This window comes from Bacillus sp. 11C, assembly GCF_055486375.1.
This window is the reverse complement of the sequence record NZ_JBUPVZ010000008.1, coordinates 42,564-56,455: the sequence shown is the minus strand read 5'-3', so window position 1 is coordinate 56,455 and position 13,892 is coordinate 42,564. Positions and strand designations below refer to the sequence as shown.

Below are 13,892 nucleotides of genomic sequence, written 5' to 3'. Positions count from 1 at the left end.
TAAAGGAAGCTTGCCTGCTAAGCCCAATCATGGACTTGCTGGCAAGCTCCCTCTGAAAAGAATATTGTTAAGATGTAGCCGTTTCTTTCGCTTCCAAGAGCGTTTTCATGCGTTTTTTGTCTCGCTCTATAACAGGCTTCAAATAGCGGCCTGTATATGATTCTTCGACTTCCGTGATTTCCTCAGGCGTTCCCGACGCAACAATGGTTCCGCCTCCGGCTCCGCCCTCCGGTCCCAGATCCACAATATAATCCGCCGTCTTAATGATATCAAGATTATGCTCGATGACGAGTACTGTATCTCCGTTGTCCACCAAACGCTGAAGCACGACAAGGAGTCTGGCGATATCGTCGACGTGCAGACCTGTCGTCGGCTCATCTAAAATGTAAAGCGTTCGCCCTGTTGACCGTTTGTGCAGCTCAGATGCAAGCTTCACGCGCTGCGCTTCTCCGCCCGACAAGGTTGTCGCTGGCTGGCCGAGCGTGATATAACCTAAGCCGACATCATAAAGGGTTTGGAGCTTACGCTTGATTTTCGGGATATTTTCAAAGAAAGCAAGAGCGTCTTCAACCGTCATATCAAGCACATCGGAGATGCTTTTTCCTTTGTACGTCACTTCTAGCGTTTCCCGGTTGTAGCGTTTGCCGTGGCACACCTCGCATGGAACGTACACGTCAGGAAGGAAGTGCATTTCAATTTTAATAATTCCGTCGCCGCGGCACGCTTCACATCTCCCGCCCTTCACGTTAAAGCTGAAACGGCCTTTTTTATAGCCGCGGACCTTCGCTTCATTTGTCTGCGCGAATACATCGCGAATGTCGTCAAACACACCGGTGTATGTCGCGGGATTGGATCTCGGCGTTCTTCCGATTGGCGCCTGGTCAATGTCTATGACTTTGTCTAGGTGATCCAAGCCTTTAATCTCTTTATGGCTGCCAGGCTTCGCTTTTGCCTTATGGAGCTTTTGCGCCAGCGCCTTGTGTAAAATTTCATTGACGAGTGTGCTCTTTCCTGAGCCGGAAACCCCTGTAACCGCTGTGAACGTTCCTAGCGGAAACTTGGCATTCGCCTTTTTCAGGTTGTTTTCTGTAGCGCCTTTAATCTCAATAAAACGTCCGTCCGGCTTTCTTCTTTGAGAAGGCAATGGGATGAACTTTTTCCCAGATAAATAGCTGCCCGTTAATGAGTTTGGATCTTCCATCACTTCATCCGGCGTACCCGCAGCTGTCACCTGTCCGCCGTGGATGCCGGCGCCGGGTCCAATATCAATTAAATAATCGGCTGCCATCATCGTGTCCTCATCGTGTTCGACAACAATCAGCGTGTTCCCAAGGTCTCTCATATTTTTCAAGGCGCTGATCAAGCGGTCGTTATCACGCTGATGCAGGCCGATAGACGGCTCATCTAAAATATAAAGCACACCGGATAAGCGCGAACCGATTTGCGTTGCCAGCCTGATGCGCTGCGCCTCTCCCCCGGACAATGTTCCCGCCGCCCTGCTCAGTGTCAGGTAATCAAGGCCGACTTTGTCCAGAAAGCTTAAGCGCTCCCCAATTTCACGCAAGATCAAATTGGCAATCTGCATATCCTTCTCAGAAAGGGTAAGGCCTTTGAAGAAAGTAAGTGCGTCTCCGACAGACAGCTCGGTAATTTTTCCGATATGGCGTCCGTCAATCAGCACGGCAAGCGCTTCTTTCTTTAACCGATAGCCTTTGCACGTCGGACAAGACTTCTGAGACATATACTGCTCCATTTGTTCACGAATGTAATCGGAGCTTGTCTCCTTATAGCGTCTTTCAATATTTCGCAATACGCCTTCAAATTGAATGTCACCTTCACGTATTTGCCCAAAATCATTTTCATAACGGAAATAAATCAGGTCGTCTCCGCTGCCGTACAGCACTTTATCCAGCTGCTGCTTCGGCAGATCTTTTACAGGCACGTCCATATCAATGCCGTAGTGGGTGCAGACCGCCTCAAGCAGCTGCGGATAATATTGTGAGCTGATCGGTGTCCAAGGGGCGACCGCATTCTCCTTCAAAGACAAATCTTGATTGGGGATGACGAGATCCACATCCACTTCAAGCTTCATTCCGAGACCGTCACACGTCGGACAAGCTCCGAACGGGCTGTTGAATGAAAACAGCCGCGGCTCAAGCTCGCCGATTGAAAATCCGCAGTGCGGGCAGGCGTGATGCTCACTAAACATCAGCTCTTCCTCACCGATGACATCAATCATAACCCGTCCTTCACCTAAACGGAGCGCCGTTTCCAATGAATCTGACAGACGGGCCGCCACGCCTTCTTTCACCACAATCCGGTCAATGACAACCTCAATCGAATGCTTTTTATTCTTTTCTAATTCAATATCATCAGAAAGCTCAGCCATTTCGCCGTCAATTCTGACTCTGACATAGCCTTGTTTTCTAATCTGGTCAAGCACTTTGACATGAGCGCCTTTCCGGCCAGAGACAATCGGGGCCAGCACCTGAAGCTTAGTCCGTTCCGGGTATTCCAGAATTCTGTCGACCATTTGCTCGATGGTTTGCGATGTAATCTCAATTCCGTGTTCCGGACAATGAGGCTTCCCTACTCTCGCATACAAAAGACGCAGATAATCATAAATCTCAGTTACCGTACCGACAGTTGACCTCGGGTTGCGGCTCGTTGTTTTCTGATCGATGCTGATGGCGGGAGACAGCCCCTCAATTGCATCAACATCCGGCTTATCCATTTGCCCTAAAAACTGGCGGGCATAGGCAGACAGCGACTCAACATACCTTCTCTGTCCTTCTGCATATATGGTGTCAAAGGCCAGGGAGGATTTCCCTGATCCGGACAAACCCGTTACAACGACAAGCTGATCTCTTGGAATCGTTACATCGATATTTTTCAGGTTATGCGCCCTGGCTCCCTTCACCTCTATCCGATCCATAGCCATGTGTTCATCATCCTTCCGCTTTTAGCTCTAAAAGTAAATCGCGAAGCTCCGCGGCTCTTTCAAAGTCAAGCGCCTTGGCGGCTTCTTTCATTTCGTGCTCCATTTGTTCAACGACTTTCTGGCGTTCTTTCTTCGTCATTTTCGACAGCTTCGGCGCGGCTTTTGTTTTGTATTCGGCTTTATCCTCAGCTGCTGCTGTGGCACGAATGACATCGCGAATTTCTTTATTTATTGTTTTCGGCGTAATGCCGTGCTCTTCGTTATACCGCTCCTGCTGCTCACGGCGGCGTTTTGTTTCATTCATCGCAATTTCCATGGACTTCGTCATTTTATCTGCGTACATAATGACGCGGCCTTCCGAGTTCCTCGCTGCCCGCCCGATGGTCTGAATCAGCGAACGCTCCGAACGAAGAAAGCCTTCCTTATCCGCATCCAAAATGGTAACGAGAGATACTTCGGGAATATCGAGGCCTTCCCTCAGCAGGTTGATGCCTATAAGCACATCATGCTTGCCGAGTCGCAGGTCGCGGATAATTTCAATCCGTTCAAGCGTCTTAATCTCTGAATGCAGGTAGTTTACTTTAATGCCAATTTCCTTCAGATAATCCGTCAGGTCCTCTGACATTTTCTTCGTCAAGGTTGTCACGAGCACCCGTTCATCCCGTTTGACTCTTGCTTGAATTTCACCGATCAAGTCATCAATCTGGCCTTCAATCGGACGCACATCAATAAGCGGGTCAAGAAGCCCCGTCGGACGGATGATCTGCTCGATCATTTCATCCGTATGCTCAATCTCATACGGTCCTGGCGTTGCTGATACATACACGATGTTGTGCATGTGCTTTTCAAACTCTTCAAAACGGAGCGGACGGTTATCAAGTGCTGACGGAAGACGGAAGCCGTGATCCACGAGCACCTGTTTCCGCGCCTGGTCCCCATTAAACATGCCGCGCACCTGAGGAATCGTCACATGCGACTCATCTACCACGATCATAAAATCGTCAGGGAAATAATCAAGAAGCGTATACGGCGTTGAACCCGGAGGCCGAAGCGTCAAATGTCTTGAATAGTTCTCAATGCCGGAGCAGAAACCCATTTCCCGCATCATCTCAAGATCATATCTTGTCCGCTGCTCTAAACGCTGCGCTTCAAGCAACTTGCCATTTTCGTGCATGACCTTCAGCTGCTCCTCAAGCTCCTTCTCGATATTTTGAATCGCTTTCTCCATTTTCTCGGCCCGCGTTACGAAGTGGGACGCCGGGAAAATCGCAACATGATCACGGTCACCGAGAATTTCTCCTGTCAGGGCGTCCACTTCCCTGATCCGTTCGATTTCATCACCGAAAAATTCAACCCTGATACAATGTTCATCACGAGAGGCAGGGAAGATTTCCACTACATCTCCGCGCACACGAAATGTCCCGCGCTGAAAGTCGATATCATTGCGGGCATATTGGATGTCTACAAGTTTTCTGAGCAGCTCATTTCTCTCAATTTCCATTTCAGGCCGCAGTGACACGACCATTTCCCGGTATTCTTCAGGCGAACCGAGACCGTATATACAAGACACACTTGCGATAATAATGACATCTCTCCGCTCAAACAGAGACGATGTGGCAGAGTGTCTCAATTTATCAATTTCATCATTAATACTTGCGTCTTTCTCTATAAACGTATCCGTTTGAGGCACATACGCCTCCGGCTGATAATAATCATAATAGCTGACAAAATACTCGACAGCGTTGTTCGGAAAAAATTCCTTGAACTCACTGTAAAGCTGTCCGGCGAGGGTTTTGTTATGGGCAATCACGAGAGTCGGCTTGTTGACTTCTTTAATCAAATTGGACACTGTAAATGTTTTACCCGTTCCTGTCGCACCCAGCAGAGTCTGATGCTTCTTGCCCTCCTGAATTCCTTTTACAAGTTTTTCAATGGCTTTCGGCTGATCTCCCTGGGGCTGGTATTTCGAGACTAACTCAAAGCGATCTTTCACAAAATAAGCCTCCGTTTCTTTAACGAAATCTTCCTATAGATATAGTAACACAATGGAATGTAAAATCACTAAAAATACGAACTAAAGTTCGGTGGTTTTTTATTTCCAGCTGTTTTCATGTATAAAAAACCTGCTTTTAAAACGTAAAAGCAGGAATTCGTCGTTATATTCATTATGTCCGTTTTACTCTTCTTTTTTCTCGGCAGTTTTTTTGGCCATGTACAGTCCGCCAGCCACAAGAGACACAACATCCAATCCTACAATAAAATACGTTTCTGTATAGCCTTTTAAATAAGAGGCAAACAGCAATGCAGCTGTCAGAGCGATCGCCACATAATGATTAAAAGTGACTCTTGAAAAAAGGACAACAAGCATAAAAGGGAAAAACAATGCAAAAACGGCTTTTGTAATCAACAAAAACCCTCCTCAGGGATTCTTCATCTGATCTGATTATAGTAAAAAATGAAGAATCGGACAATCGTGCAATCGTTCCCTCTTTCTACACCATACCCTTTTTCAGGCGACATCAATCACCATCTTTGCACTTTGCCCCGGCCGACAGAAGCATTTGCGGCACTTTTGTATGAAGGGCATTAAGCCTCAGCTTGATTTGCAGCCCGCCGCCAGAGACAGAACAATTCCGAGAATAAATAGGCGGACAGCACTAGTTAAGCTAAATTTTTCATGATATTTTATTTAGGACTTTCTGCTTTTGACATCATTTTCCTGAAAATCTACAATTGAGCGATAGTGTTCACTATCATTTTTGAGCACAGGCTCCGTCATAAAAGACTAGAGAGAAAAAAACGAAGGAAAGAGGGGTTTTAAATATGTATTCTGTTTTATTTCAGCAGGCAGAAGCGTCCAGCCAGCTGGCTGGCGCAAAAGGCATGAATTTAATTAAACTGACCAAACATGGACTTCCGGTTCCGGACGGATTTATTATTCAGACGAATGCGCTTGCCCGTTTTATGGAGGATAACCAGCTTCGTGAGACTAGCGAAAGCATCGAAAACGAAATCACCGCCGGAACATTTTCAGATGAACTGAACCATGAGCTGACAAGTTCCTTTTACAAGTTAAGAGAATCATATCGCTCCGTTGCCGTTCGCTCTTCATCTGCCGCGGAAGATTTAGAAGGCGCTTCATTCGCGGGGCAATATGAAACCTACTTAAATATCAAAACTGAGGAAGAGTTTCTAGCTAAAGTGAAAGAATGCTGGGCCTCATTTTTCTCAGGCCGGGTCTGCAGTTATAAGAAAAAAATGAACAACCAGATCGCAGAGCCGTTAATGGGGGTTGTCGTTCAGGGCTTAATTGATTCAGACGTATCAGGTGTTATTTTCAGCCGCAATCCCGTTACCCATGATGATAAAGAGCTATTAATCAGTGCCAGCTATGGTTTGGGGGAAGCTGTTGTATCAGGAAGTGTCACCCCAGACACCTTTATAGTCAATAAATCTTCATTTGAGATTCAGAAAGAAATAGGTGCCAAGGAAATCTACATGGAGTCCGCGGCAAAAGGAATTGCTGAAAGAGAAACGAGCGAAGACATGCGCAGCCGTTTTTGCCTTACAGATGAACAAGTGTTTGAACTGACTGAAATCACAAAAAAAACCGAAGACCTGTACGGATATCCGGTCGATATAGAATTCGGAATCGCAGATCATCAAGTATACCTTCTGCAGGCTCGCCCGATTACAACAATTGAACAGGACGAAAAAGCGGCAGAGGAAAAACGCAGCTTTATGATTACAGACACTGATATGGATGATTTCTGGATCAATATGGAGTCAAATATTGAAGGTCCGGTAAGTCCGTTATTTTCATCATTCATTGTACCGGCCATGGAATACGGCTTGAAGAAAAACATGCAAAAGTTTCCGCTCGGCGCAGTTGCAGAAGAAGTGAAGCTTTATCGCGGGCACATTTACTCCAAAAACCAAGGCGGGCAGCAGCCTGATGAGGACTGCGGCAAAGAGATTTTTCCGATATTAACAGAGCGTATGTATGACATCATCAACCACACATACCTTCCATTTTACGAGACGCTGGATCAGCTCGCACAAACTGACCATACTGCTGAAAGCGCACTTGATGCTTTTCGGAAACTAAAAGCCTTTTATCTCACGGCTTATGATGAGCATTTCAATATTGTTTTCCCGCAAATGCTTCTGACAAACAAATTGCAAGCAATGTACCAGCACATTCAAGGCGAATCCGAAAACGCTCATTTTTACGAAATGCTGACAGGTAAAATGAACAAATCATTGGAAACAGACCGCCTCCTATGGCTATTTTCCGTTGAAGTGCAGGAAAACCCGAATCTGCTGTCTATTTTTAAAAACACCAAGCCGGAACACCTGCAGGAAAAATTGAAACAAACTAATGAGGGCAAACAATTTCTGAGGAACATTCATGAATTTTTACAGGAATACGGGTGGAGATCTGTAAAGAGTCATGATCTGATTGAACAGACCTGGGCTGAAAATCCTTATTATGCCCTGGCCAATATTCAAAATTACGTCCGCAATGGCTATCATTTTGACAATGAATTTCAGAAAACGAAAGAAAAACGAGAGGCATTATACAATGAATTCTTGGAAAACATAGAAGACCCCAATTTACGTAAAGAATTTGACCGTTATTATCAGTGGACGCTGAACGCTGCAAATATAATGGATGACCACCACTTTTATATTGACGCCATGCTGGATGCCAAGGCCAGAGCCTTTCTGCTCAAGGTAGGTGAATTGTTGGCGGAAAACGGGGTCATTCAAGATCGGGAAGACCTTTGGTTCTTGTATGATGATGAAGTGGAAAACGCGCTTCTTCACCCTGTATCCCTGCAAGAAAAAGCTAAAAAACGAAGACAGGCCTTTCACGAGTATGAGCTTGCCAAAGCCCCTGCCTATCTCGGTAATCCGACAAAAGAACAGCTCAAAATCGCTGAAGAAATTGTCGGCGCTGTGATTGAGGATGAAAAAAATACAGAAAACCATATTTTCGGTATTGCGGCATCAAGCGGCATTGCAACAGGCCCGGTCAAAGTGATTCGAGACGCCAGTGAATTTTCTCGATTCGCGTCTGGGAACATCCTCGTTTGCAAAATGACCACACCGCTATGGACCAGCCTGTTTCAAGATGCCAAAGCGATTATTACAGATACAGGCGGCATTTTATCCCACGCTGCGATTATTGCCCGCGAATACGGCATTCCCGCCGTTCTCGGCACACGCACTGCGACAGAAAGACTTCGAGACGGAGACATCATCACTGTTGACGGGAGCAGCGGTAAAATCACAGTTGTCAGCCGGGCCTGACGCCTTCTCCCCTCTTTCTTATACAAGCGGGGCAGGTGTATACTTGTCCTGCCAGTATATTCGTGAGGTGAAACGTATTGAGACCGACAAACAAGAGAATCCTTGACGCTGCCATGCAGCTGCTCGTCAAAAAAGGATATCGCGCAACGACTACAAAAGAAATCGCAGAAAAAGCAAATGTCAGTGAAGCGACGATTTTCAGGAATTTTAAAAACAAACAGAGGCTAGTCGAGGCTTTGCTTTCTCAGCCTTCTCCAAACAGGAGCCGCATTTTGGAGCAAACAGAAGGCGATTTGCACAAAGACCTGCTGCATATCGGTACCTGTCTCTTGGAGGAGCTCGAACATAGAAAAGATTTGATTAAAATCAGCTTTCGTGAACCGGCCATGTTTCAGGATGTCATCAACCACGTAACTGAATATCCCCAATCTATGAAACAGCTATTGGTTGATTATCTCAAAGTAATGGGTGAAAAAGGGGTTATTCAGACAGGAAATGAAGCGGAGCATGCGGACGTGTTCATGTCGCTCATTTTCGGTTATTTTATTCACCGCCTCCATTTAGGAGATCGGGTGATTTCAATGCCTCAGGAAAAAATGCTGGAGCATAGCACTGCTTTATTTGTCAAAGGAATCTCTCGATGAACTCCTTGGCATAACAAAAAGGAGGATCCCAATGAGTTCAAGAAAAGAATGGGCGCTGATCGTCTCGTTATTATTGGGGGCCATCCTGGTTCCCATTAACTCAACGATGATCGCGGTCGCGCTTTCATCTATATCCCATACGTATAACGAGTCCATCACAAGCATCACCTGGGTGGTTACCGTTTATTTAATCATAATGGCAGTCACACAGCCGATCGCTGGAAAACTCGGTGACATGTACGGCAACAAAACAATGTATTTATGGGGCGTCGGTCTATTTCTTATCGCATCTCTAGGCTGCGCCCTCTCACCGAGCCTGCTGCTGCTGATTGTCTTTCGGGCATTGCAGGCTGTCGGCGGCGCACTGCTTACGCCAAACAGCATTGCTATTATCCGTCACGTTGTTTCTGAAAAACGCCTTCCGAAAGTATTTGGATTTTTCGGGCTTGGAGCGGGACTTGGAGCAGCACTCGGGCCTTTCATCGGCTCTATGCTGATTGACAGCTTCAGCTGGCATTCGATTTTTTGGGTCAACATCCCGATTCTCGCCATTGCTTTATTTACGGCATTAATCATGTTCCCTCAATATAAGGAAAATAAATCTGAAGCGCCGCTGGATATTATCGGGTCTGTCTTGCTTGCAGGCAGTATCGTTTCAATTATCCTGCTGACGAAAAATGAGGCTTCATGGGGCTATGCGGTATACAGTGTATTGATACTTCTTTTTGTGCCGCTTTTTTTCAGAAGAGAAAAACGCACACAGCACCCAATTATCGATTTTACACTGTTTAAAAGCTCAACCTTTACAAATGCCAATCTATCAGTCTTGTTGAGCAATCTAATGATGTATGCCATCTTATTGATTATGCCATTATTCATGACGAACCAATTTGGGCTTAATACGTCTAACAGCGGCATGGCGCTTTCTGTATTTTCGATCTTTATGTCGGCGAGCAACTGGGCGGGCGCACAGCTCCATCACAAATGGGGAGCAAAGAAAATCATTTTTCTTTCATTTGCCATGATGGCTGGAGCCAATTTATTATTTATACTGTTAAGCAGCTCGCATTCCGTCTTGTTCCTCATGCTCTCTCTTATCCTGGGCGGGCTGGCGTCCGGAGTCGGACTGACCAGCATGCAGGTGTCATCGCTTGCCACAGTAGATCCTGGCATGTCAGGAGCGGCGTCCGGAATTTTCTCGACCTTCCGTTATTTCGGAAGCATCATTTCATCAGCCTTAATCGGTCTGATATCGGGATATCACACCCTATTTATCATTCTCTTTGCTGTGTCCATCATTGGCGTTTTTGTTTCATTAGGCATCAAATCTGATGAAACGGCACGGTTGGAGAAAAACTCAGCGTAATTCAAAACAGCCCGGCACCGCATCTTCTTGCGGTGCCAGGCTGTTTTTTACGACCCAGACAAAGCGGCTGCTTCGTCTTCACGTTCATCCTTTACGAAAAGGATACCTAATTCATGATGTTCTCCCTCATAAGAAGCTCGCTGATCAAAACGAATTTCCCCGTTCAAACCGATAATTTCAAGCTTCACATACGCACGGTTATGCTGGAGCGCTTCATAAAAATCGGATACGTTCTTAACGGGTATGCCATTCACTTTCGTAATGATTTCCCCAATTTTCAATTCCAGATCCTCAGCCGGCGTATTTGGTATAATACCAAGCACCATTAAGCCTTGATCACGTTTTGAGAAATAAAACGGAGCCGCATTATCGTTCACTCTTTGTTTAATGGACAGAAAAACACGCCCTAACAAAGCTGTGATGACGGCGGCACCTGCAAGCGGCGCCCACAGTAAGCTCGCTGCACCGAGAGCTGTGACGGCAAGACCGAGAATGCAAATGCGTTTCGCTGTGATCCTTATGCTCGTTTCAGGCAGCGACCCCTGCACCCGTTGCCCGAATCCGACAAAGTAAGGAATCCACAGAAAATGGAATGACCCGCCGGGAACAGTAAACACTGGCCACCAGCTAAGGTGCGATTCTAACCCGTTCCCGGGCACGAGAAGGAACAGCGGCAAAAGCCATATCCGGTTTGCCAGCTGCTGGCCGATCGGCAAACCGCGGCTGCTCACGACAAGTGCCGGTGATGTTCTCACATGTGCAGAGCGATAAGCTACTACTCCTTCAATGATAACCAACAAGCCCAAAAACACAGCCATAGCCGGCCAAACGACCGCAAACCCTTGCGGAAATCTCTCTAGAAAAGGTTCCGCTTGATTCATTTGCAGTCCAAAACCTATCAGCATACTCACACTGACGATATATGCAGCAGACATCCAGTTGGCGCGAAGAGTGAGCGCTGCCGCCGCAGTGATAACGGCAATAATTGCAAGTACACCGAGAGGAATCGAGATGCCGAGTACGCCTAAAACAACTGACAAAAGGAGTCCGGGAATCAATCCCTTTGTATAAGTGAATTTTAGATCATCATAAATATCCGCTATTTTTGTATGAAAGGTTCTTCGTTCCCGTTTGATTCTTACATAACCGAAAGCAAGGCTTATGATGATAAAAAACCAGAAAAGCGGGTGTAAGAAGAACAGGCCCGCACTTTTTAACAGTTCAAATCCCCATTGAACAGACACTATCTTTCACCGCCTCAAGCCAATCATATTACTCATATTCTATCAAATATTAAATGACTTGGATATCCTCAGGATGGTTTATCCCTCCTGCGTCATCCACAGCGTGACATTCGATAGTGAAAAATCCTTTAAATAATGGTTCACATCCACATCCAATAAACCGCTGATCAGGTGCATCGACCTTTTGATATCTGTCAGATTGATTCCTAATCGCTTATGATTTTTCATTAAATAATTAAAATAATGTTTGGCACACTCTTCATCGATTTCATTTACTGTTTCGACATTGGTGTAATTGACCAAATACCTGCTGAACAGCATAAGAAGACTTAGTGCTTTTGTAGCCGAAAATGTTACATCTTGTGTTCTGTCTTTTAATTGTTCCACTAATTCATAATATTTTTTTTCACGCACAATACTTGCCCTCTTCAATTGTGAACCCCCATTTTCTTTATACAGATAAGCACGGGCCAGTATAAGCAGCAGTACTGGAGTGCTAACAAGCATTCTCGCTAACGTTACTCTTTAAATACCTGTCGTTCAGCTGCCTTAAACCTGATTACTGTTCTTTTTAGAACCTTCTTATATTGTATGAAGTAAACAAAGACTAGGCAACTTGCAAAAGTTTCATTTTAAATACATATTATCTCGTTAGAAAGTCTCTCTCTTCTATTGATATCGGGTAATACAAGTCCTTTATAAATGTTTATTTGTGAAAATTTTTTTAATTTCTTGTTAAAAACTCATTTTTTATGTGACTTATGATTCACTTTCTCGTTAAGTATAAAGAAATAGGAGATGGAACACCATCTCCTTTAATTGACAAATAATGATTTCAGCGCTGTTTGGAGCTGCAAATCATTTTTTTCATCGGATTTTTTCTTTTCTATCTGCTGATTTAATGACTCTGCAGTGCGCGTGTCGATTACGCCCGTTTTATTCAGCTTGTTTTGTTCCTGAAAGGCCATAACCGCTTTTTTCATATCTTTGCTGAAATAGCCATCTTCACGTCCCGGATCAAAGCTGAGACCTTTTAATAAAACCTGAGCATGCTTGACGTCCTCATTGTTCATATCCGCTTTAAGCGGCTCCTTCAGCTGCAAGGGGCCTGCGGAAAAATAATCAGGCTGCTTAATGGCAATGGTCGGCTCAATTCCTTTCTTATGAATCCAATTTCCCTTTGGCGTCAGCCACTTGTAAAGGGTTAATTTAATGTTGCTGCCGTCTCCCATCGGAACAGCCTGCTGAACCGTTCCCTTACCAAAAGACGTATCGCCTACAACATCATAATGGGACGCTTCTTTTAATGCGCCGGCAAGAATTTCCGAGGCGGAGGCGCTCCCTTTATCCGTGATCACATTGACAGGATACGCTTTTTTACGGGTCAATGTTGAAAAATAACGTTTTTTATCTCCATTACGTTCAGCAATCTGAATATACGGCTGATCCTTTGTGACGAAGTGTTTAAGAATTTCTTCTACACTTTGCAGATAACCGCCCGGGTTGCCGCGTACATCAATGACAAGGCCTTCAATTCCTTTTTTCTCAAGGTCGCCCAGCGCTTTTGCGAAGTCCTCCGCGGTATGCTCTGAAAAAGTAGAGATGGCGATATGGCCGACAGAATGCCCTTGCACTTTTTTCTCTGAAGCAAAAACCGTTTCGAGCGGAATTTCAGCTCTCTTGATCCGGAATGACAACTGCTTCTTCGTCCCCGGCCGCTGAATCTTCATTGAAACGCTGGAGCCTTTCTTTCCTCTTATTTTTAGGACAGCTTGGTTTAAATCCTTACCGGCCATTGATTCTCCATTGATGCTGATAATTTCATCATTGGGCTTGAGTCCGGCTTTCTCCGCCGGCGATTGCTTAAATGGAGAAACAATAATAATTTTGCCGTCTTCCATACCAACCTCAGCTCCGATGCCTTCAAACGAGGAATCAAGAGAATCAGAAAATTGCTTAGCCGTCTGCTTGTCCATGTAGACAGAATAAGGATCATTTAGCGTTGACAGCATTCCTTGGATGGCTCCCTCGAGCAGCTTTTCTCTATCAACTTTTTCTACGTACTCATTCGAAATTAACTCATACGCTTTTTCGATTTTGTCCATGGCCTTATCCCGTTCAGAGTCAGCTTGTGCGGTCGCAGGAACAGCTGCAGTCTGGGGTTTATCCATTTCAAGCAGGTTCATTCCCGCATATACACCGGCGCCTCCGAAGAGCATGCTCCCCGCTGCTATTACAGCCACTATTTTTTGATTCATCCTATACTCCTCCTGTATGCCAGACTGTCTTTATCAAAACCTAGAGATAGTATATGTAAAGGATGGAGATTTCATGTAATCATAGAAGAAAAAGAAGGCAAAAGAAAAGCCGCCCCGGAAGCG

The 13,892-nt window shown here is 45.4% G+C and carries 9 protein-coding genes; 3 read left to right on the top strand and 6 right to left on the bottom strand.

Annotation, left to right across the window (positions count from 1 at the left end; all coding sequences use genetic code 11):
* Nucleotides 1-67: 67 nt before the first annotated feature.
* The 3 genes from uvrA to ACY3LV_RS12865 form a co-directional block, all read right to left on the bottom strand.
* Nucleotides 68-2,941: an excinuclease ABC subunit UvrA gene (uvrA, locus tag ACY3LV_RS12875; protein WP_464863912.1), complete on the bottom strand. Its 2,874-nt coding sequence runs from the start codon at nt 2,939-2,941 to the stop codon at nt 68-70.
* 7 nt (nt 2,942-2,948) lie between these two features.
* Nucleotides 2,949-4,934 (bottom strand): excinuclease ABC subunit UvrB, encoded by a 1,986-nt coding sequence (gene uvrB / locus ACY3LV_RS12870; RefSeq protein ID WP_333560972.1) that lies wholly within the window; start codon nt 4,932-4,934, stop codon nt 2,949-2,951.
* Between the two features lie 183 nt (nt 4,935-5,117).
* Nucleotides 5,118-5,348, bottom strand: coding sequence for a CsbA family protein (locus ACY3LV_RS12865; protein ID WP_087991534.1), 231 nt, complete (start codon nt 5,346-5,348; stop codon nt 5,118-5,120).
* A gap of 416 nt (nt 5,349-5,764) precedes the next feature.
* On the opposite strand from ACY3LV_RS12865, the gene ACY3LV_RS12860 reads away from it, so the two are divergent.
* The 3 genes from ACY3LV_RS12860 to ACY3LV_RS12850 all read left to right on the top strand — a co-directional run bounded on the left by ACY3LV_RS12860 (nt 5,765) and on the right by ACY3LV_RS12850 (nt 10,267).
* Complete coding sequence (locus ACY3LV_RS12860) at nt 5,765-8,257, top strand: PEP/pyruvate-binding domain-containing protein (RefSeq protein ID WP_333560973.1); 2,493 nt, start codon at nt 5,765-5,767, stop codon at nt 8,255-8,257.
* Nucleotides 8,258-8,334: 77 nt separating this feature from the next.
* Nucleotides 8,335-8,901 (top strand): TetR/AcrR family transcriptional regulator, encoded by a 567-nt coding sequence (locus ACY3LV_RS12855; RefSeq protein ID WP_333560974.1) that lies wholly within the window; start codon nt 8,335-8,337, stop codon nt 8,899-8,901.
* Between the two features lie 31 nt (nt 8,902-8,932).
* Nucleotides 8,933-10,267 carry an MFS transporter gene (locus tag ACY3LV_RS12850; RefSeq protein WP_333560975.1) on the top strand — a complete coding sequence of 445 codons (1,335 nt, stop codon included), beginning with the start codon at nt 8,933-8,935 and terminating at the stop codon, nt 10,265-10,267.
* A gap of 47 nt (nt 10,268-10,314) precedes the next feature.
* On the opposite strand, the gene ACY3LV_RS12845 is transcribed toward ACY3LV_RS12850, so the two are convergent.
* The 3 genes from ACY3LV_RS12845 to ctpB form a co-directional block, all read right to left on the bottom strand.
* Nucleotides 10,315-11,511 carry a PDZ domain-containing protein gene (locus tag ACY3LV_RS12845; protein WP_464863910.1) on the bottom strand — a complete coding sequence of 399 codons (1,197 nt, stop codon included), beginning with the start codon at nt 11,509-11,511 and terminating at the stop codon, nt 10,315-10,317.
* A gap of 78 nt (nt 11,512-11,589) precedes the next feature.
* Nucleotides 11,590-11,943: a swarming motility protein SwrAA gene (gene swrA / locus ACY3LV_RS12840; protein ID WP_052331638.1), complete on the bottom strand. Its 354-nt coding sequence runs from the start codon at nt 11,941-11,943 to the stop codon at nt 11,590-11,592.
* 383 nt (nt 11,944-12,326) lie between these two features.
* Nucleotides 12,327-13,769, bottom strand: a complete 1,443-nt coding sequence (gene ctpB / locus ACY3LV_RS12835) for a carboxy-terminal processing protease CtpB (RefSeq protein WP_148962645.1) — start codon at nt 13,767-13,769, stop codon at nt 12,327-12,329.
* Nucleotides 13,770-13,892: the final 123 nt, after the last annotated feature.